General features: G+C 60.5%; 19 protein-coding genes. 6 read left to right on the top strand and 13 right to left on the bottom strand.

Annotated elements, in window-relative coordinates; all coding sequences use genetic code 11:
* Positions 1-47: 47 nt before the first annotated feature.
* The 7 genes from SBC1_RS01595 to SBC1_RS01565 form a co-directional block, all read right to left on the bottom strand.
* Positions 48-254, bottom strand: a complete 207-nt coding sequence (locus tag SBC1_RS01595) for a DUF2970 domain-containing protein (RefSeq protein WP_165085932.1) — start codon at positions 252-254, stop codon at positions 48-50.
* Between the two features lie 72 nt (positions 255-326).
* Complete coding sequence (locus SBC1_RS01590; RefSeq protein WP_241202066.1) at positions 327-851, bottom strand: cytochrome c oxidase assembly protein; 525 nt, start codon at positions 849-851, stop codon at positions 327-329.
* A 53-nt stretch (positions 852-904) separates the two neighbouring features.
* Positions 905-1,045 carry a cytochrome oxidase small assembly protein gene (locus SBC1_RS01585; RefSeq protein WP_241202065.1) on the bottom strand — a complete coding sequence of 47 codons (141 nt, stop codon included), beginning with the start codon at positions 1,043-1,045 and terminating at the stop codon, positions 905-907.
* Between the two features lie 107 nt (positions 1,046-1,152).
* Positions 1,153-2,778 (bottom strand): cytochrome c oxidase subunit I, encoded by a 1,626-nt coding sequence (gene ctaD / locus SBC1_RS01580; RefSeq protein WP_165085927.1) that lies wholly within the window; start codon positions 2,776-2,778, stop codon positions 1,153-1,155.
* 90 nt (positions 2,779-2,868) lie between these two features.
* Entirely contained in the window at positions 2,869-4,536 is a 1,668-nt protein-coding gene (gene coxB, locus SBC1_RS01575) for a cytochrome c oxidase subunit II (RefSeq protein ID WP_165085925.1), read from the bottom strand.
* Between the two features lie 235 nt (positions 4,537-4,771).
* Positions 4,772-5,248 carry a DUF2244 domain-containing protein gene (locus SBC1_RS01570; RefSeq protein WP_165987065.1) on the bottom strand — a complete coding sequence of 159 codons (477 nt, stop codon included), beginning with the start codon at positions 5,246-5,248 and terminating at the stop codon, positions 4,772-4,774.
* A gap of 346 nt (positions 5,249-5,594) precedes the next feature.
* Positions 5,595-6,566: a methyltransferase domain-containing protein gene (locus SBC1_RS01565; protein WP_165085921.1), complete on the bottom strand. Its 972-nt coding sequence runs from the start codon at positions 6,564-6,566 to the stop codon at positions 5,595-5,597.
* 166 nt (positions 6,567-6,732) lie between these two features.
* Between SBC1_RS01565 and SBC1_RS01560 the strand changes: the two genes are divergently transcribed.
* Together SBC1_RS01560 and trmL are read left to right on the top strand one after the other, a co-directional pair.
* Positions 6,733-7,545 (top strand): ComF family protein, encoded by an 813-nt coding sequence (locus SBC1_RS01560; protein WP_165988760.1) that lies wholly within the window; start codon positions 6,733-6,735, stop codon positions 7,543-7,545.
* A 19-nt stretch (positions 7,546-7,564) separates the two neighbouring features.
* Complete coding sequence (gene trmL / locus SBC1_RS01555) at positions 7,565-8,035, top strand: tRNA (uridine(34)/cytosine(34)/5-carboxymethylaminomethyluridine(34)-2'-O)-methyltransferase TrmL (RefSeq protein WP_165085918.1); 471 nt, start codon at positions 7,565-7,567, stop codon at positions 8,033-8,035.
* 42 nt (positions 8,036-8,077) lie between these two features.
* Here the strand turns inward: trmL and SBC1_RS01550 are convergent, their stop codons facing one another.
* The 4 genes from SBC1_RS01550 to SBC1_RS01535 form a co-directional block, all read right to left on the bottom strand.
* Positions 8,078-9,076 (bottom strand): NAD(P)H-dependent glycerol-3-phosphate dehydrogenase, encoded by a 999-nt coding sequence (locus SBC1_RS01550; protein ID WP_165085916.1) that lies wholly within the window; start codon positions 9,074-9,076, stop codon positions 8,078-8,080.
* A 24-nt stretch (positions 9,077-9,100) separates the two neighbouring features.
* Entirely contained in the window at positions 9,101-9,574 is a 474-nt protein-coding gene (gene secB / locus SBC1_RS01545; protein ID WP_165085913.1) for a protein-export chaperone SecB, read from the bottom strand.
* Between the two features lie 134 nt (positions 9,575-9,708).
* Entirely contained in the window at positions 9,709-9,969 is a 261-nt protein-coding gene (gene grxC, locus SBC1_RS01540; RefSeq protein WP_158937140.1) for a glutaredoxin 3, read from the bottom strand.
* Positions 9,966-10,391 (bottom strand): rhodanese-like domain-containing protein, encoded by a 426-nt coding sequence (locus SBC1_RS01535; RefSeq protein WP_165085911.1) that lies wholly within the window; start codon positions 10,389-10,391, stop codon positions 9,966-9,968. The genes grxC and SBC1_RS01535 overlap by 4 nt, the downstream gene beginning before the upstream one ends.
* Positions 10,392-10,591: 200 nt before the next feature.
* Between SBC1_RS01535 and gpmA the strand changes: the two genes are divergently transcribed.
* The 4 genes from gpmA to SBC1_RS01515 all read left to right on the top strand — a co-directional run bounded on the left by gpmA (position 10,592) and on the right by SBC1_RS01515 (position 16,005).
* Complete coding sequence (gpmA, locus tag SBC1_RS01530) at positions 10,592-11,338, top strand: 2,3-diphosphoglycerate-dependent phosphoglycerate mutase (RefSeq protein WP_165085908.1); 747 nt, start codon at positions 10,592-10,594, stop codon at positions 11,336-11,338.
* A gap of 547 nt (positions 11,339-11,885) precedes the next feature.
* On the top strand, positions 11,886-13,499 hold the full coding sequence (locus SBC1_RS01525; protein ID WP_165085904.1) for a S41 family peptidase: 1,614 nt from the start codon (positions 11,886-11,888) through the stop codon (positions 13,497-13,499).
* A 363-nt stretch (positions 13,500-13,862) separates the two neighbouring features.
* Positions 13,863-14,621, top strand: coding sequence for a molybdopterin-synthase adenylyltransferase MoeB (locus SBC1_RS01520; protein ID WP_165085902.1), 759 nt, complete (start codon positions 13,863-13,865; stop codon positions 14,619-14,621).
* Positions 14,622-14,781: 160 nt separating this feature from the next.
* Complete coding sequence (locus SBC1_RS01515) at positions 14,782-16,005, top strand: autotransporter strand-loop-strand O-heptosyltransferase (protein ID WP_165987063.1); 1,224 nt, start codon at positions 14,782-14,784, stop codon at positions 16,003-16,005.
* Here the strand turns inward: SBC1_RS01515 and ptsP are convergent.
* Both ptsP and SBC1_RS01505 read right to left on the bottom strand, forming a co-directional pair.
* On the bottom strand, positions 15,993-17,753 hold the full coding sequence (gene ptsP, locus SBC1_RS01510) for a phosphoenolpyruvate--protein phosphotransferase (protein ID WP_206365988.1): 1,761 nt from the start codon (positions 17,751-17,753) through the stop codon (positions 15,993-15,995). The two genes, SBC1_RS01515 and ptsP, sit on opposite strands and share 13 nt — an antisense overlap.
* Before the next feature lie 270 nt (positions 17,754-18,023).
* A complete protein-coding gene (locus SBC1_RS01505; protein WP_062090111.1) occupies positions 18,024-18,293 on the bottom strand; it encodes an HPr family phosphocarrier protein in 270 nt (89 codons plus the stop codon).
* Positions 18,294-18,401 lie beyond the last annotated feature (108 nt).

Raw genomic sequence — 18,401 nt, 5'->3', positions numbered from 1 at the left:
ACGGCCACTGCCGCCGCTTGATCCTTCCGCAGCAACGCCACTGGCGTTTATCCCACCACCGCCCGCACCACCACCAGCAACACGACGATAAACAGCACCGCCCCGATAACCCCGGCTGCAATCAGATGCAGCGGATTCAGCGAGGCATCGCTTTCCAGGTCGCGGCGACGGCGCACGCCAAAGAACGACCAGAAAACCGCCTTCAGCAACCGGAGAAAGCTGTTCTTCGGCGCCTGCTTTTGTGTTTCAACCATCTCACATCTCCGCCGCTTGGCGCGGCTCATGCACAACCTGCCGCGCGTGCTTGCCGGAAGCGCAGCCCTTGGCTAAGTACCGCTTCGCGACACCGACTCAGGCGCGGTCAATTCAAAGAACGTGTACGACAACGTGATCGTCTTCACATCCTTGGGCAGCTTCGGGTCCACCACGAACACCACGGGCATGCGCCGGGTCTCGTTCGGCTTCAACGTCTGCTGCGTGAAGCAAAAGCACTCTATCTTCTTGAAGTACTCGGTGGCCTGCATGGGCGCGTAGCTCGGAATGGCTTGCGCCTGAACCGTACGTGCCTGCTGGTTGGTCACCTCGTACATCACCGTCATGACTTCACCCGGATGTACGTCCAGCGTGTTCTGTTCCGGCTTGAACTGCAATGGGCCGCGCGCGTTTGCATCGAATTCGATGGAAATCTTGCGGCTCATGTCCACCTGCGTATTCTTCGCTTCCCGTGCGCCCACGTCGCGCTGCACAAGATTGTTGATGCCGGTAATCGAGCAGATCGCGCGATACATGGGCACCAGCGCAAAACCAAAACCGAACATGGCGACCGCCACCACAATCAGCTTGACCATCATCGAACGGTTGAACGCGCGGTCTTCCTTGGTTTCCTCAGGCGTCGCCACGTTCCTTAACCTCTCGAACGCACGTACTGATCGATGATCGCGGCCAGGCAAAACGCCGCGGCCACTGCCATCAGGATCAGGCCGAGCCGCTTGTTGCTCGCCCGAATTTGCTCGGGCGTGCGTTGCTTCTGTGAATTCCGGGTCATCCGTTCAGGCTTTATTCCGCTAGTCATGCGCTTCGCTGTCATTGTCCTGCGTGGCGCGCGTCCCGTTTTGCTTCAATATCAACGCAACGGGACACGCTGCCGGTATTTCACTCTACGTGCGGCGGCTGCTCGAACGTGTGGAAAGGAGCCGGGCTCGGTATGGTCCATTCCAGACCTTCGGCGCCATCCCATGGCTTGTCTTCGGCTTTCTCCAGCTCACCACCGCCTCGATACGCCGGCAATGCCACCGCGAACAGGAAGTACACCTGCGCCAGACCGAAACCAAACGCGCCGATGGTCGCAACCTGGTTGAAGTCCGTGAACTGCGCCGGGTAATCCGCATAACGACGCGGCATGCCGGCGAGGCCCAGGAAGTGCATCGGGAAGAAGGTGATGTTGAAGAAGATCATCGACGCCCAGAAGTGGATCTTGCCGCGCGTCTCGTTGTACATCCAGCCGGTCCACTTCGGCGACCAGTAGTACCACCCGGAGAAGAGCGCGAACAGCGAACCCGCCACCAGCACGTAGTGGAAGTGGGCCACCACGTAATAAGTCCCGTGCATCTGGATATCAAGCGGCGCCATGGAGAGGATCAGGCCCGTGAAACCGCCCATGGTGAACACGAACAGGAAGCCGATAGCGAACAGCATCGGGGATTCGAAGGTCAACGAACCGCGCCACATGGTGGCGACCCAGTTGAACACCTTAACGCCCGTCGGCACCGCGATCAGCATGGTCGCGTACATGAAGAAGAGCTGGCCCGTCACCGGCATGCCGGTGGCGAACATGTGGTGCGCCCAGACCATGAACGAGAGGATCGCGATGGATGCCGTTGCGTACACCATCGAGCTATAGCCGAACAGCGGCTTGCGCGAGAACGCCGGGATCACCTGCGACACGATCCCGAACGCCGGCAAGATCATGATGTACACCTCGGGATGCCCGAAGAACCAGAAGATATGCTGGTACATCACCGGATCGCCGCCGCCCGCTGCATTGAAGAACGACGTGCCGAAGTGGCGATCGAACAGCACCATGGTGATCGCGCCTGCCAGCACCGGCATCACGGCAATCAACAGGTAGGCGGTGATCAGCCAGGTCCAGCAGAACATCGGCATCTTCATCAGCGTCATGCCGGGCGCGCGCAAATTCAGGATCGTCACGACGATATTGATACCGCCCATGATCGACGACGCACCCATCAAGTGGATCGCGAAAATGGCGAAGTCCATGCCCGGGCCCATCTGCGTGGAGAGCGGTGCATACAACGTCCAGCCAGCAGCAGTCGCGCCGCCGGGAACGAAGAACGACGTGATCAGCAGGATGGCGGCCACCGGCAGCAGCCAGAAGCTGAAGTTGTTCATCCGCGCGAAGGCCATGTCAGACGCGCCAATCTGCAGCGGAATCTGCCAGTTCGCGAAGCCGACGAACGCCGGCATGATCGCGCCGAACACCATGATCAGGCCGTGCATGGTGGTCAACTGGTTGAAAAACTCGGGACGCATGATCTGCAGGCCAGGCTCGAAGAGCTCGGCGCGGATCATCAGCGCCATCACGCCCCCCGACAGGAACATGATGAACGAGAACAACAGGTACAAGGTACCGATGTCCTTGTGGTTCGTCGCGAATAGCCAGCGACGCCAGCCGTACGGCAGTTCGTGCGCGTGCTCATCGTGATCATGAGCGTGGCCATGTTCGTGGCCCGCGGTTACATCGTGTCCGATGCTAGACATGACAATCTCCTAAAGCGAATACTGCGGCACTTGGGCGTTACGCTACGCCAGCTTCCTTTCAGAAAGAAGCTGGCCGAATGGGTACGACCGTCAGGCGGCCGGACTGATCTCTACACGCCGTGCTTCTCTCGCGTCAGCACCGCCCGTGATCGTTTCCGGCTTCTTCAAAATAATGCGGTCTTCCGCTACGCCCGCAGCCTTCAGCGCGTCGCGAACGGCCTGCGCACGCGTCTTCGCCAGTTCGGCGTTCTTCGTGGCGGAGCCGGTTGCGTCGGTGAAACCTGACAGCGTCAGCTTTGCGTCCGGATGCGCCTTCGCGTAATCGGCTGCAGCCTGGATCGCGCTGGCGGCGTCCGCTGGCAATGCATTCTTGCCCGTCTCGAAATACACGCTCGCCGGCAGCGAAGCCGCTGGCGCCGAAGCGTCCGACGCCGCAGCCGACGCCGGCGCAGCAGAGGCCGCCGGAGCCGCACTTGCTGCTTCAGAACCGCTCGTCGCACCAGCCGCCGCACCGCTCGCCGCGACATCCGAAGCGGCCGCAGCGCCTGCGCCCGCCAGATGATCACCGCCTGCGGGCATCTTGCCGTTACGTGCATCGGCGACTTGCAGAGGTTGCAGGATGTCGCCCGTATGGTTGCCCCAGGTATTGCGTTCGTACGTGATCACCGAAGCGATCTCGACGTCATTCAACGTCGCGCCCCAATTCGGCATCGCGCCCTTGCCCTTCAGCACAATGCTCACGTGGTCCGCGATCGGGCCATTGGCGATCTTGCTGCCATCGAGCGCCGGGAACTGGCCTGCGCCCTTGCCGGTCGGCTGGTGGCAAACCGCGCAATTCGACGTATAGACCTGCGCGCCGCGCGCCTTCAGCTCGTCCATCGTGTAGGTCTTGTTCGGATCGTCGGCGCTGGCGGCCATTTTCTTCTTCTGGCCATCGACCCACGCCGTGTAGTCGTCAGCCGACAACACTTCGACCACGACCGGCATGTACGCATGCTCCTTGCCGCACAACTCGGTGCAGAAGCCGCGGAACGTGCCAGTCTTCTCGGCCTTGAACCACGTATCGCGCACGAAGCCGGGGATCGCGTCCTGCTTCACGCCGAACGCCGGGACGTACCACGAGTGGACGACGTCGTTGGCGGTGGTGATGATGCGGATTTTCTTGTCGACCGGAACCACGAGCGGGTTGTCGACTTCCTGCAGATACAGGTCGGTGATCGGCGTCTGGCCGTTCACTTCGCTACGCGGGGTGGAGAGCGTGGACAGGAAGTTGATGCCTTCGCCCTGCCCCTTCACGTAGTCGTAGCCCCACTTCCACTGATAACCGGTGACCTTCACGGTCAAGTCGGCGTTCGTGGTGTCTTTCATCGCGACGACGGCTTTCGTGGCCGGCAGCGCCATTAGCACGACGATCACGAACGGGACGATCGTCCAGATGATTTCGACGGTGGTGCTTTCGTGGAAATTCGAAGCCTTGTGTCCTTTCGACTTCCGGTGCATCAGGACCGAATAGAACATCACGCCGAACACGCCGAGGAAAATCACCGTGCAGATGATCAGCATGAACGTATGGAGGCCGTAGAGCTCTTCGGCGATCTTCGTCACCGGCGTCTGGAAGTTGAGTTCGTTCACTCCAGGACCGCCGGGACTGTCGTTGACCGCCAGGGCTGCGCCGGCGAACAGGAGTCCGCTTAACGCCAGCACGCCCGACAGGGCTCGCTTGATTGTTTTCATAGCTTCCTTACCCAAAATTTCCATTCAGACCCTCGACCCCCGTATGCACCCGTCCGACGCATGCATCGCCTCCTCTGGAAACGATCTACTCGGCGGCGCGTGTCGATGCGTGTGCCGCTTGCTACGTGCCGCTTCCTGCTTATTTCCAGCTTGCTTCCTGCGTTACATAGTTTCCGGGTACTTCCCGATTCCGTGCTTTTTTGCGCAGCGCTGCAGTCTGGACCTCGGAAATGCGCTCAGACGGCGCATTTTCAGACCGTCAGCCGCAGCGCCTCAGCCACATGCGCAACTCAGCGGCGAACTGCTTGCGACGATGCTGCGCCAGATGTATCCCGACCGGCACCGACTCCCCGCACCACACCAGCCTCACCGGATCTCTCGGCGTTGCCCCCGGCTCGACTCTCACCCAGCGCGGATTGAACTCCATCTGCGTGAGCGTTTCGGCATCCATCCGCTCGACCAGCAGCCGGTCGTGAAACAGCAGAATCCGCTCGTAGTCGACAGCATGCCGCGCATAAATGACGAACGCGATACCAACCGCCAGCAACTCGATACCTGTAAAAGGCAGCACCAGCCAAGCGCCCGCCCAAACCAGCAAACTCGCGATCAGCAACGAAAACAGTGCAAGCGACACGTAGAAGGCCACAAATTGCCGTGGCGAGACAGAACAGTTCCGTTTGATCAACCAGTCCTTGACGACCGGTTCGGTGTCCATCGGCAGATCCGTTGCTTGCATCGCCGTCTCCCGCGTCAGATTTGTCTCACCCGCGCCGCGTGCTGCTTACCCGCTCTTCACCTGCTTTGCTTATTGCCTGCTTATTGCCTGCTTATTGACCGCTTCCAACTAGTTTCTTGCTCGCTGCCTGTACACCTATTGCCGCTGCCAATCACTAGGAATGCGCCCAAATTCATGCCAGCCCGGCGACAAACTGACGCATTATAGGCGCGTTGCCCAGCATCCACAAGCAAGGTGGCGCGCGCGCAAAGCCAAGCCGCACAAGCCTCTGCGCCCTTTTGCCGCATCCTTTTGGATGCTTGTCAACGCGCGTATTCGAGGGGTGAGAAAGGCCTTTTTGACTGGTTTACTTGCTCCGTTTTGAGCCTCGTCCTATGTCTTCGAGCCTCACAATACCGTACCCTTCCGCCGTCATTCGGGGCGCCGCCTTCCATGCGTGACCATAGATCACTTCAAAGGTCAGCGGGATCGTGCCGTCTTCGCGCCGGCGCGCTTCGAGCGCCGCGTGAAGCGCGTCGCGCAACGCGCGAGCATGCGTTTGCGGCGCAGCGTCACGCGGATAAGCACCCCAGCGGCGCACGTCCTTCAGCAGCGATTCCGGCGACTTGTACGTGATCGTCAGCACCTCCTGATCCATCACCGGAATCTCGAAACCGCTCTCGACCAGCATGTCTCCGAGATCGTGCATATCGACGAATTCAATGGTGTGGCGCTGCGGCGCCAGGCCCAGTGATTTTTCCGCCTGCGCGTACGCGCCGCTGAGCTCTTTCAGCGTGTCGGGACCGAGGGTGCTGAACATCAGCAGGCCGTTCACCTTGAGTACCCTTGCCCACTCGGGAAATACGAGGTCGGGCCGCGCGTGCCAGTGCAGCGCGAGATTCGACCAGAGCATCTCGAACGCGCTTGCAGCAAATGGCAGGTGAGCGAAGTCGCCCTGCGCCAGTTGCGGGCCGCGCGCGCCGAACGCCTTGCCCAGCGTGGCGGGAAGAAACCGCCGCCAGCCAGCGTTGGCCTCGGATTCGGCCGTCTCGGCCTGGTTCGCCCGGGCCAGCATAGCTGCCGACAAATCCATGCCGAGCACCGACGCGTCGGCGAAACGCTCGCGCAAGCCTGGCAGGTCGGCGCCCATGCCGCAGCCCGCGTCGAGCACGCGCACGGGCGTTACCTTGATGTAGTCGAGCCGCTCGCGCATGCGCTGCGCGATCTCGCGGGGCAGGAACGCGACGTCATCGAACGTCGCGGCGCGACGGTCGAAAATTCGCTGCAAACGGCGCGAATCGTAGGCTGGACGGCCAGCATTGGCGGGAGTTGGGGACATGACAACCTACTTTCTAAGAGTGCGAAGTATACTCGGTCGATTCCTGAAACGTTCAGCCAAACCAGGCAGCGCAACGGTTCCCGCCGGTTCTTCTGCGCGGTCGTCCGCTTCGTCCGCTCACTCAGGGTGGATTTTTACGATGCCACGCATTCTTTGGATCGAACGTATGAAGCTACGGTTTGGTGTCGTATCGTGCGGTCCAGGCTCGCTACGCGCGGCTTCTGCCACGGCGCTGCGGCGGCTTGGCCAGATGCGCGACATCGCGTTGCCCAGTCAGTGCGCATTGTGTGGCAATTTGTCGCAGAAAGTGTTGTGTGCCGGCTGCGATGAACAGTATTGGAACCAGACGCGCACACGGTGCCCGATTTGTGCTTTGCCCGTGCCGGTGCTTGCTGCGGCGTCGGCCGCATCCACTGGCGCTAAGCGTGGAGCGAGTGGTGCGCATTTGCCTTGCAGGCGGTGTATTGCGGAGCCCCCGCATTTTGACGCGACCATCGCGCTGGCCGATTATCACGCGCCACTCGATACACTCGCGCTCGATCTCAAGTTCCACGCGCGGCTGGCAACGGCCGACGAGTTTGCGCGCCAGTTGCAGGCCGCATTTGAGAGCACTGACGCAGCAGCACCGGATGTCGTCGCGCCGGTGCCGCTCTCGCCACGGCGCTTGAGGACGCGCGGTTACAACCAGGCGTGGTCGATCGGGAATCCGCTTGCGCGCCGGCTCGGCTCGCGGGCTGACGCAACGCTGATCGAGCGTATTAGAGACACGGCACCGCAAGCAAAGCTCGATCTTGATACGCGGCGCAGAAACGTCGGCAATGCGTTCACGGTGCTGCGAGAGATTCGCGGCCAGCACGTGGGAATCGTCGACGACGTCATGACCTCCGGCGCCACGCTCGACGCGCTGGCCTTTGCGCTGAAAGCCGCTGGCGCGCGGCGCGTCACCAACTTCGTCGCGCTGCGCACGCCGCAAGACTAATTTTCACGAGTTATCGCTAATGTTCAATGTCGTACTGGTCGAACCTGAAATTCCGCCGAATACCGGCAACGTGATCCGGCTGTGCGCCAATACCGGCGCCCGCCTGCATTTGATCGAACCGCTCGGTTTCCCCCTCGACAACGCCAAGATGCGCCGCGCCGGTCTGGATTACCACGAGTACGCGCAGATGCATGTGCATGCGAACTGGGAAGCGTTCCTCAAAACGGAAGCGCCCGACGTGAGTCGCATGTTTGCGTTCACCACGCGCGGCTCAACGCCATTTTTCGGGCATACATTCCAGGCAGGCGATTGGTTTGTCTTCGGTGCCGAAACCCGAGGTCTGTCGGATGCAGTGCTCACGCAGTTCACGAATGACCGGCGCGTGCGCTTGCCTATGCGACCGGGGAACAGGAGTTTAAATTTATCGAATACGGTGGCGATCGTGACGTTCGAAGCATGGCGTCAGACAGGGTTCGAGGGCGGTGAATAGTCTTGGCGCCGCATTCGTGCCGTCTTCGCGCGCCGGAGAACGTCACTCCGCTTTTGCGTCACGGCTCAACAGCGCGTGAACCGCGTCACGCGGGGCCACGTTTTCGAATAAGACGTGACACACCGCGTGCGTGATCGGCATTTCTATGCCGTGAGACTCCGCCAGCGCCAGCACGGCACGCGCGCATCGCACGCCCTCGGCCACATGGCCGAGGGCCGCGAGAATGTCGGTGAGCGAACGGCCTGTTGCCAACTGCATGCCGACCGTGCGATTACGCGACAAATCGCCCGTAGCGGTGAGAATCAGGTCGCCGAGCCCGGTCAGGCCCGTGAAGGTTTCCGCACGGCCGCCTAAAGCCACGCCGAGGCGTGACATCTCGGCCAGTCCGCGCGTAATCAACGCGGCCCGGGCGTTCAGGCCCAGGCCAAGGCCGTCGGCAATGCCGGTTGCAATGGCCAGCACGTTCTTTACCGCGCCGCCCACTTCCACGCCAATTACGTCGTCGCCCGTATAAATGCGCATGGCGCCGTGGTGAAACGCGGCAACGGTCCGCTCACCAAGGGTTGTCGACGTGCTCGCGATTGTCAGCGCCACCGGCAAACCCAGCCCGACTTCGCGCGCGAAGCTCGGCCCGGAAAGCGTGCCGTTGCTCGCGTGCTGCGGCAATTCGGCCGCTACCACCTCGTTCGGCAGACATTGCGTGTCAGCTTCGAAGCCTTTGCACAACCAGACGATATGCGCCGGAACAATACCCTGTTCGCGCATGTTGCGGCATAACGCGCGCAAACCCGCGACCGGTGCTGCAACCACGCACAGAGCATCTTCGGCTGCGCCGTGGGCCAGGGCCGAAGCGAGATCAGGGTCGTACTGAAGCGCTGCGGGCAGCGTTATGCCGCGCAAATAGCGCTCGTTTTCGTGCGTTTGGGACAGTGACTCGATGAGCGCGCGATCGCGCGCCCAGAGCACCGTAGAGTGGCGAGTGGCCAGATGGCCAGCCAGTGCGGTGCCCCACGCACCGGCGCCGAGAACGGCTACTTGCATGCCCGGCTCCGGAATATGCGGGATTTAGTTCAGCGTCGCGCCGTTGGCCACGCCTTCCTGGGCTGCCGACAACTGCGAAATACGTTGTTCGTACAGCGCCTGGAAATTGATCTCGGCGAGGTGGATCGGCGGGAAACCGGCGCGGGTGATGGCGTCGGCAATGTTCGAGCGCAGGTACGGGAACAGGATGGTCGGGCACGCAATGCCGACCAGCGGATCGATTTGATCAGCGGGAATGTTGCGGATATCGAAAATACCGGCTTGCTTGGCTTCGATCAGGAACGCGACCTTGTCAGCCACCTTCGCGGTCACGGTGCCCGTTACCAGCACTTCGAACACGCTCTCCGCCAGGCGCTCGGCCTTCACGTCCACTTCCACTTCCACCGACGGCATTTCCTGCTCGAGGAAGATGCCCGGCGAATTGGGCTGCTCGAGCGACATGTCCTTCAAGTAGATGCGCTGGATGTTGAAGAACGGTTGGTTGTTGTCGTCAGACATGGTTGTTTCCCTTGATTATTTAATGTGCTGCCTGTGGCTTTTCCGGTTTTTCCGGCTAAAAGCAGCGGGCTGCTTAATTGTGCTGCGAACGCACTCGGGCCGACGCGCCCGGCCCGACCGTCCGCAACGTGTATTCAGGCGGCCTCGAGCAGCGGCACCAGGCCGCCTTTGCGATCGAGCGCGGACAGATCGTCGTAACCGCCAACATGCGTCTCGCCGATGAACACTTGCGGCACCGTACGGCGCCCCGTACGCGTCATCATTTCTTCACGCCGCGCCGGATCACGGTCGATCAGCACCTTCTCGACGTTTTCCACGCCGCGCGACTTTAGTAGACGTTCGGCCATCTGGCAATACGGGCACACCTGCGTGCTGTACATGATCACTTTATTCACTTTACCGCTCCTTGTTTCACGACCGGCATGCCGGCTTTTTGCCAGGCATCCAGTCCGCCCTGCAATACGTGGACTTCGGCATAGCCGGCGGCGCTCACGATCTGGCTCGCCTTCTGGGACTGTTGGCCGGTCTGACACACGAGCAAGACCGGATTGCTCTTATTCTTCGCGATCTGGCCAATTTTTGCTTGAAGCTCCGAAATCTCGAAGTTTCGCGCCGCCGGCAGGTGCCCTTTCGAATACTCGGCGGCCGGCCGCACGTCGATCACGGCAGCGTTACGCCGATTGATCAGCTGAATGGCCTCGGGTGCGGAAACACTTCCGCGGCCGCGCCGGGCAATCGTCGGCCAAAGCAGCAACCCACCAGAAATGAGGGCGACGGCGATAAGAACAAGGTTGGTGTAATCGGTGAAAAACTTCACGTCGGGACCGCCGGATTGGGAGTGTGGAAAAATGAAAGGTCGAAAAAAATCGGGACAATCCAGCCATTATAAAATAACCATCCTCCGCGATGGCCTCGGCCAATCGGCCGAGTTGCGCCAGAACGCGTTGCCGCACAGAATCGATGCCAGTTTCCAGCTTTTTTGCCGCTTCCTAACTAACCGACCTTTCAACGGACATCATGTACAAGCTAGTGCTCATCCGCCACGGCGAATCCACGTGGAACAAGGAAAACCGATTCACAGGCTGGGTCGACGTCGACCTGACAGAACAAGGCAACCGTGAGGCCCAACAGGCTGGCCTGCTGCTGAAGGAAGCCGGCTTCAGCTTTGACCTGGCGTACACGTCAGTGCTCAAGCGCGCGATCCGCACGCTCTGGCACGTGCAGGACCAGATGGACGAAATGTACTTGCCGGTCGTCCATTCGTGGCGGCTGAACGAGCGGCATTATGGTGCACTCTCCGGTCTGAACAAGGCTGAGACCGCGAAGAAGTACGGCGACGAGCAAGTGCTGATCTGGCGCAGAAGCTACGACACGCCGCCGCCTGCACTCGATCCGTCGGACGAACGCACCTCGTTCAACGACCCTCGCTATGCAAAAGTACCGCGCGAGCAGTTGCCGTTGACCGAATGCCTGAAGGATACGGTCGCCCGCGTAATGCCCATCTGGAACGAGTCCATCGCGCCGGCCATCAAGTCGGGCAAGCGTGTGCTGATTGCCGCTCACGGCAACTCCATGCGTGCGCTGATCAAGTATCTTGACGGTATTTCCGACAACGACATCGTTGGCCTGAACGTCCCGAACGGCGTGCCGCTTGTGTATGAACTCGACGAAAACCTGAAGCCGATCAAGCACTATTATCTCGGCGACCCTGAGGCAATCGCCAAGGCGCAAGCGGCGGTGGCGAAACAAGGGAAGGCAGGCTAAGGGCTTTATTTCGAGAATGACCGACGGTTGCGGGTGCGCTGATCCAGCACTCATGACCGTTGGCTTGACGCAGCGCCCGGTGTTTTCCTCGCTGACACGTCGCTCGTGGCGCTCACCGGATGGATCGCACAGTGGGATTAGCCGTGCCCGTTCGCTTGCAGTACCGTTGATTTGAGCGCCTCGCGGCGCGGCTTTAACGCGGTGGCAACGCTCAACTTCACGCTCTCAGCCGGCACAGTCCAGGTTTTGGCCGGCATCCGGCCAAGCGAGCGCGCACTCTCGATTCCTCCGGCTCACCAGCATTTATCGTCCGAACGCGCGAAAATAAGCCGTCCGATTTCGCCCTTTGCGAATTACCTTTAAACTGGGCCCGACATTTGCGGGCGGATAATAGTGGTTTGGAAACCGCCGCACACAAAAAGAACCCGCCCATTCATTTTCCTGCGAAGCCCTTTAAGCTGCGTTTAAGTCGTGGTCCGGGGCTTGCAGTTATACTGCCCAGTCAACCACGACGCAGCCTAATCCGCTTCCGACCGCAACAGACTCTATGCGAAAGAACCTGAAAAACATCGGCCTGATCGCCGCGGGCCTTGCTACCGGCGTATTTGCAACGCTGCAACTCTCCGCATCCGCCCAGCAAGCCGCCACCGCGCCTCTCCCGCTCGATCAATTGCGGTTGTTTGCCGAAGTATTCGGGCAAATCAAGCATGAATACGTCGAGCCGGTCGACGATAAAAAGCTTCTCACCGCGGCTATCAAGGGCATGGTGTCGAGCCTCGATCCGCATTCGTCATACCTCGACAAAACCGATTACGAAGAGCTTCAGGAGCAGACCAAGGGTCGCTTCGCGGGCCTTGGTATCGAGATTTCGTCGGAAGATGGCTTGATCAAGGTGATTTCGCCTATTGAAGATACGCCGGCGTTTCATGCCGGCATTCGTCCGGGCGACCTGATCACGCGCATCAACGACAAGCCGGTACGCGGCATGACGCTGGATAACGCCGTCAAGCAAATGCGTGGCGATCCTGGCACGAAGGTCACGCTGACCATCTTCCGCAAGACCGACGACCGGACCTTCCCGGTCACGGTCACGCGCGCAATCATCCGCGTGCAGAGCGTGAAGATGAAGGTTCCGGCGCCGGGTTACGGCTACATCCGGATCACGAGCTTCCAGGAACGCACCGTGCCGGATCTCGCCGCGAAGCTGCAGGATCTCGCGCGCCAGCAGCCGGACCTGAAGGGTCTCGTGCTCGACCTGCGTAACAACGGCGGCGGTTTGCTGCAGAGCGCGGTCGGCGTAGCCGGTGCGTTCCTGCCGGATAACGCCGTGGTGGTGTCGACGAATGGACAAATCGCGGACGCGAAGCAGACCTTCCGCGATACCTACGACAACTATCGCCTGCCCTCCTTCGACTCCGATCCGCTGAAGAACCTCCCGGAAATCTTCAAGAAGGTGCCCATGGTCGTGTTGACCAATGCGTACTCCGCGTCGGCGTCCGAGATCGTCGCGGGCGCGCTGCAGGATCATCATCGCGCGTTGATTGTCGGCAAAACCACGTTCGGCAAGGGCTCGGTTCAGACCGTCCGGCCAATGACTGCAGACACCGCGTTGCGCCTGACCACCGCGTATTACTACACGCCGAGCGGCAAGTCGATCCAGAACAAGGGCATCCGCCCGGATGTTCCGGTCGATCAATACGCAGAGGGTGATCCGGACGACGCGCTCGTCACACGCGAAGTGGATTATTCGAACCACTTGGCCAATACGCAGGACCCGAACGAGAAGAAGGAACAGGAGGCGCGCGAAGCGGACCGGCTCGAGCAACTGCGGATTCTTGAAGAGCAAAACGACAAGAAGACGCCGGAGCAACGCCGTAAGGATCGCGAGCGCAAGCCTGTCGAGTTCGGCACGGCCGATGACTTCATGCTCACGCAAGCGCTGAACAAGCTCGAAGGCAAGCCAGTGCAGGAATCGAAGTCTTATTCCGAAAGGAAGCTGGCGGAGGAAAAACCGGCTCCGTCGGCTTCGGCCCCTATTGTTGTCAAGCCAGCGTTGCCGGCTACACCCGGGGCGGATGCAACGCCTGCGTCAGGTGTGCCGGGTGCCGACGCTACGCCGGCGCCGGCATCTGCACCGGTACCCGCTTCGGCTACACAGTAAGTTTTGTCTCGGTTTCAGTCGGCGCGGGCTTAAGTCTGCGCCGACTGATTCAGTAGCAAGTAGCAAGGAATTTTCGTTACCGTCTTCCGGCACAACATAGGTGCCCCGCCAGTCGTACTCCCCCGTCCCCCTCGCGTCACACTTCCGCCCTCGGCCTGACCCCACCATCCTGTGATTGCATGGGACCGGAGCAGCGCGTTATGGAGCTGGAGTAAGCGCTAACTCCACCCAACACGTGAACCCTGATCGACAGCAAAGCGCCAACGCCTCTCGACACACGATTAAAATAGTGGCTTCGCGACCGCGCGACTGTGCCGGCCCAATGCTGTCACGCGCTGCGGTCGTAGCCTACTTGAGCGCTTGATGAACGACGATCAGCTTCTCCGCTATTCCCGACACATCCTCGTCGATGAAATCGGCATTGAAGCGCAACAGCGCTTTCTCGATGCACACGCCATCATCATCGGTGCGGGTGGGCTCGGGTCTCCGGCTGCGATGTATCTGGCGGCGGCGGGCGTTGGCGAGATCACGCTGGTCGATGCCGATTCCGTCGATCTCACCAATCTCCAGCGCCAGATCCTGCACGTGAGCGCATCGGTTGGTGAACCGAAGGTGGATTCCGCCCGCCATACACTCGCCGCGCTGAATCCCGGCGTGAAGGTCACTACAGCCGCAGTTCGTGCCGACGCAGCGTGGCTCGACGCCCACGTCCCACATGCCACCGTCGTACTCGATTGCACCGATAACTTCGCCACTCGCCACGCGATCAACGCCGCGTGCTTCGCCCACGGCGTGCCGCTCGTGTCAGGCGCCGCGCTGCGCTTCGACGGCCAGATCAGCACCTTCGACTTCCGCTCGCCGCAATCCCCTTGCTACGCATGCGTGTTCCCGCCGGATGAAGCGTTCGAGGAAGTCGCGTGCTCGACAATGGGCGTCTTCTCGCCGACGGTCGGGATCATCGGCACCATGCAGGCGGCCGAGGCGCTACGCGTGATCGGCGGGTTCGGTACGACGCTCGAGGGCCGTCTCATGATGCTCGACTCGTTGCGCATGGAATGGAACACGATGCGCATCGCACGACAGGCAACGTGCCCGGTGTGCGGAACGCACGCACAGAAATAGTCTGTTCAAGGTCGATGGCAGACCATGCCAAAAGCCCCATCCACTTACACCGCGAAGATCCATCCGCGCCGCCGTCTCAAATTTAAGAGTTCTCCAATTTTCCTAAGCACCGGGCCAGCCTATCTTGGCCTCTACGCTTTTGACGCCATTGGAGAGACGAATGAACGAGACCGAAACCCGGCACACGCAACGCGGCAGGACCGAAACCGAATTCGCTCGGCCCGGCCTCCCCGTGCTCGCGGGACCCGCAGGCATCCTCTACGATTTCAATTACGGCTGCCGCGTGCAAGTGCCTGTAGACGGCTGGCGCGTCAGGATGACCGACCTGGACACGTTCAATGTCCTGTTGGACGAAGCCGCGGAAGCCAACGAGGTGATCACCAGCCGGCGCAAGTATTTCGTGCGTTTCCTGCTGGAAGTATTCGACGGCCATCGGCTCGTGTTCTCTCACGCGTTCGATGCAACAAACCAGAAAGTTCGATTGCGCATGCAACCACTCGCGCTGGGCGATTCGCTCGCATGGCTGCCGGTCATTGATGCATTCCGCGAACAACACAAGTGCGAACTATATATGCCGCTGGGCCAGCATTTGCAGCCGCTTTATCGCGACGGTTATCCGCATTTGCATATTGCAACAGACGCCGAACTCGATAGCCGGAACGACACGTACTACGCGACGTATTACCTCGGCCTGCTAAAGCCATTCTCTGAACGCGATCATCAGCCTACCGATCCGCGCGTGAGCAACATGCAGGACATGATGGCGTATCTGCTGGGCGTGCCGTGTGAGGAACGCCGGCCGAATGTGGTCATCGCGGACAAGACGCGCACGATTGCCGAGCGCTATGTGTGCATCGCGACTCAGTCCACCGCGCAATGCAAGTACTGGAACAATCCGCGCGGCTGGCCGACGCTGATCGAGCATCTGAAAACGCTCGGTTACAGAGTGCTATGCATTGACCGCGACAAGCAATACGGCAACGCCGACTACATGAACCTGATGCCGGAAGGCGCCGAGGATTTCACCGGCAACCGCCCGCTGCAGGAACGCATGAGCCTGTTGCATCACGCGGATTTTTTTATCGGATTGGGAAGTGGACTATCGTGGCTCGCATGGGCCGCAGGCACGCCCGTGGTCATGATCAGCGGCTTTTCGCATCCGTCGACCGAGTTCCGCACGCCGTATCGCGTGATCAACTTTCACGGCTGCAACAGCTGCTTCAACGACATGACCACCGAGTTCGATGCCCAGAATTTCGGGTGGTGCCCCCGCCGCTTCGACAAGACACAACCGTTTCAATGTACGGCGGTGATCACCCCTGAGTTTGTGATGCGCGTCGTCGATAAACTCATCGCCGAGCGCGGCCTCGCTCAGACCTTCTGAAGCACCGCCAGTGCGGCGAGCAACTCCGCGGGTTCATACGCGGCGAGCACGTCCGCGACCGGCTTTTGCAACGCCTTCAAGTCCGCCCGCAGGATCTCCTGCTTGACCACGAGCAGCTGGCTTGGGTGCATCGAAAACTCGGTGAGACCCATGCCGAGCAGCAGCCGTGTCACGGACGGATCGCCGGCCATTTCACCGCATACGGAGACTGGAACACCCGCCGCTTTCGCTTCACGCAGCGTGAACGCGATCAAGTGCAAAACCGCGGGATGCAGCGGATCATAGAGATGCGCGACGGCGTTGTCGGCGCGATCGATTGCAAGCGTGTACTGGATCAGGTCGTTGGTCCCGATCGACAGGAAATCCAGCCGCTTCAGGAACAAACGCACGGCAATCGCCGCCGCCGGAATCTCGATCATCGCGCCGACTTGCACGTTGCGATCGTAGTCAATACCGGCGTCGTCAAGCTGCCGCTTCGCTTCGTGAATCAGGTCGAGCGTCTGGTCGATTTCCTGCGCATGCGCGAGCATGGGGATCAGGATCTTCGCGCGGCCGAACGCCGACGCCCGCAAGATAGCCCGCAATTGCGTCATGAACATCTGCGGCTCGGAGAGGCTCCAGCGGATCGCCCGCAAACCCAGCGCCGGGTTCTGCGCCGTCTCGTAACCGTCGCCACTGCTCATGGATTCAAGCGGTTTGTCCGCACCCACGTCGATCGTGCGAATAGTCACCGGCCGGCCCTTCATCAGCTCGATCGCGCGCCGGTACGCTGCGAACTGCTCTTCCTCTTCCGGCAACTCGTCCTTGTGATTCATGAACAGGAATTCGCTGCGGAACAGGCCCACGCCCATTGCGCCGGCGTCCAGCGCCGTCTTGGCGTCGTCAGGCAATTCGATGTTCGCGCACAAGTCGATCTTGGTGCCGTCCAACGTTTGCGTCGGCGAGAACTTGAGGCGCTGCAGCTTGCGCTGCTCAAGCACCTTTTCACTTTGCCGATACGAATACTCTTCCAGCACGATAGGCGCCGGGTCGACGATGACAATGCCGTGATCCCCATCCACGATGATCAAGTCGTTCTGCCGGATCAACGTACTCGCCTGCTGCACGCCAACCGACGCCGGAATACCGAGGCTGCGTGCCACGATAGCCGTGTGCGAGGTACGGCCGCCGAGATCCGTCACGAAACCCTTGAACGCCTGGGTCTTGAACTGCAGCATGTCGGCGGGCGCTATGTCATGGGCGACCACGATCATGTCGTTGTGGCCATTGGTCGCCGCGCCGTCTACTACGAGCGTGGCAGTGGACGGTGCACCGGCCAGCGCCTTCAGCACGCGCTCCACCACTTGCTGGATATCGGCCTTGCGCTCGCGCAAATACTCGTCTTCGATATCGTCGAAATGGCGGCTCAGGATTTCCAGCTGCTCGGTCAGCGCCCATTCCACGTTGTAGCGGCGCGTGCGAATGAGGTCGATGGTTTCATGAACGAGCATGGCGTCGTTCAGGATCATGGAGTGGACGTTGATAAACGCGCCCATCTCGCTGGGGGCATCTGCAGCCAGATCGTCGCGCAGAGCGTCCAGCTCCGCGTGCACCTGCGCTTGCGCTGCGTGAAAGCGTTCAATTTCACTGTCGATGCGATCCGGTTCGACCAGATAGTGATCGACATCGAGTGCAGCCGCCGCGATCAGATACGCGCGGCCAATGGCGATACCGCGCGAAACGGGAATTCCATGCAGCGTGAACGACACGCGCACCTCTCTGTAGTTATGGGTGGTTCACGGTTTTCTCGACCACCGGCTGGCGATTCGATCCGCGCACCATTATAAATTCGAACGCGATTTGGCACCCTTTGCGGTGCAGCAAGTTTTCGTCACAAAATGACCCAATTTATTGCGCCGTATGTCAGCGTGATGTACCGGCGTGATGTATCGGCGTTACCCATGTCAGCGCCATGACTGCAGGCACAAAAAAGCCGCGTCGATGCGCGGCTTCTTTTCAGTGCTGCTGGCAGGACAACGTCATTGTCCTTCGCCAAATTTATCTGCGATGAGTGCAAGGATGGCCTTCATTGCTTCGGCTTCGTCGGAGCCTTCGGTTTCGATTGTCACCGTGCTGCCGATTCCCGCCGCGAGCATCATCACGCCCATGATGCTTTTCGCATTGATCCGGCGGCCGTTGCGGCTCATCCAGATCTCGCATTGAAAGTTTCCTGCCAGTTGTGTGAGCTTGGCCGAAGCACGCGCGTGCAGCCCCAGCTTGTTCACGATAGTTGTTTCCTGTTGCAGCATGATGCTCCGGGCGCTAAATGAAAGGGCTGACGCGATGCAGCTGGGTCAAAGCTTTTAACGGTTTTCTTAACGTGCGGCAGCGGTGCTGCCAGCGGGGCAACGCAACTC

The sequence above is a fragment of the Caballeronia sp. SBC1 genome (assembly GCF_011493005.1).
Classification (GTDB): domain Bacteria; phylum Pseudomonadota; class Gammaproteobacteria; order Burkholderiales; family Burkholderiaceae; genus Caballeronia.
This window is presented reverse-complemented; position numbering and strand designations above follow the sequence as displayed.

Excerpts from the sequence above, each read along its gene's own strand:
- SBC1_RS01590 (WP_241202066.1), bottom strand. The coding sequence starts at position 851 with ATGATGGTCAAGCTGATTGTGGTGGCGGTCGCCATGTTCGGTTTTGGT.
- SBC1_RS01595 (WP_165085932.1), bottom strand. The coding sequence starts at position 254 with ATGGTTGAAACACAAAAGCAGGCGCCGAAGAACAGCTTTCTCCGGTTG.
- ctaD (WP_165085927.1), bottom strand. The coding sequence starts at position 2,778 with ATGTCTAGCATCGGACACGATGTAACCGCGGGCCACGAACATGGCCAC.
- SBC1_RS01515 (WP_165987063.1), top strand. The coding sequence starts at position 14,782 with ATGAACGAGACCGAAACCCGGCACACGCAACGCGGCAGGACCGAAACC.
- SBC1_RS01505 (WP_062090111.1), bottom strand. The coding sequence starts at position 18,293 with ATGCTGCAACAGGAAACAACTATCGTGAACAAGCTGGGGCTGCACGCG.
- SBC1_RS01520 (WP_165085902.1), top strand. The coding sequence starts at position 13,863 with ATGAACGACGATCAGCTTCTCCGCTATTCCCGACACATCCTCGTCGAT.
- SBC1_RS01560 (WP_165988760.1), top strand. The coding sequence starts at position 6,733 with ATGAAGCTACGGTTTGGTGTCGTATCGTGCGGTCCAGGCTCGCTACGC.
- gpmA (WP_165085908.1), top strand. The coding sequence starts at position 10,592 with ATGTACAAGCTAGTGCTCATCCGCCACGGCGAATCCACGTGGAACAAG.
- SBC1_RS01565 (WP_165085921.1), bottom strand. The coding sequence starts at position 6,566 with ATGTCCCCAACTCCCGCCAATGCTGGCCGTCCAGCCTACGATTCGCGC.
- coxB (WP_165085925.1), bottom strand. The coding sequence starts at position 4,536 with ATGGAAATTTTGGGTAAGGAAGCTATGAAAACAATCAAGCGAGCCCTG.
- SBC1_RS01550 (WP_165085916.1), bottom strand. The coding sequence starts at position 9,076 with ATGCAAGTAGCCGTTCTCGGCGCCGGTGCGTGGGGCACCGCACTGGCT.
- trmL (WP_165085918.1), top strand. The coding sequence starts at position 7,565 with ATGTTCAATGTCGTACTGGTCGAACCTGAAATTCCGCCGAATACCGGC.
- secB (WP_165085913.1), bottom strand. The coding sequence starts at position 9,574 with ATGTCTGACGACAACAACCAACCGTTCTTCAACATCCAGCGCATCTAC.
- SBC1_RS01525 (WP_165085904.1), top strand. The coding sequence starts at position 11,886 with ATGCGAAAGAACCTGAAAAACATCGGCCTGATCGCCGCGGGCCTTGCT.
- SBC1_RS01570 (WP_165987065.1), bottom strand. The coding sequence starts at position 5,248 with ATGCAAGCAACGGATCTGCCGATGGACACCGAACCGGTCGTCAAGGAC.
- SBC1_RS01585 (WP_241202065.1), bottom strand. The coding sequence starts at position 1,045 with ATGACCCGGAATTCACAGAAGCAACGCACGCCCGAGCAAATTCGGGCG.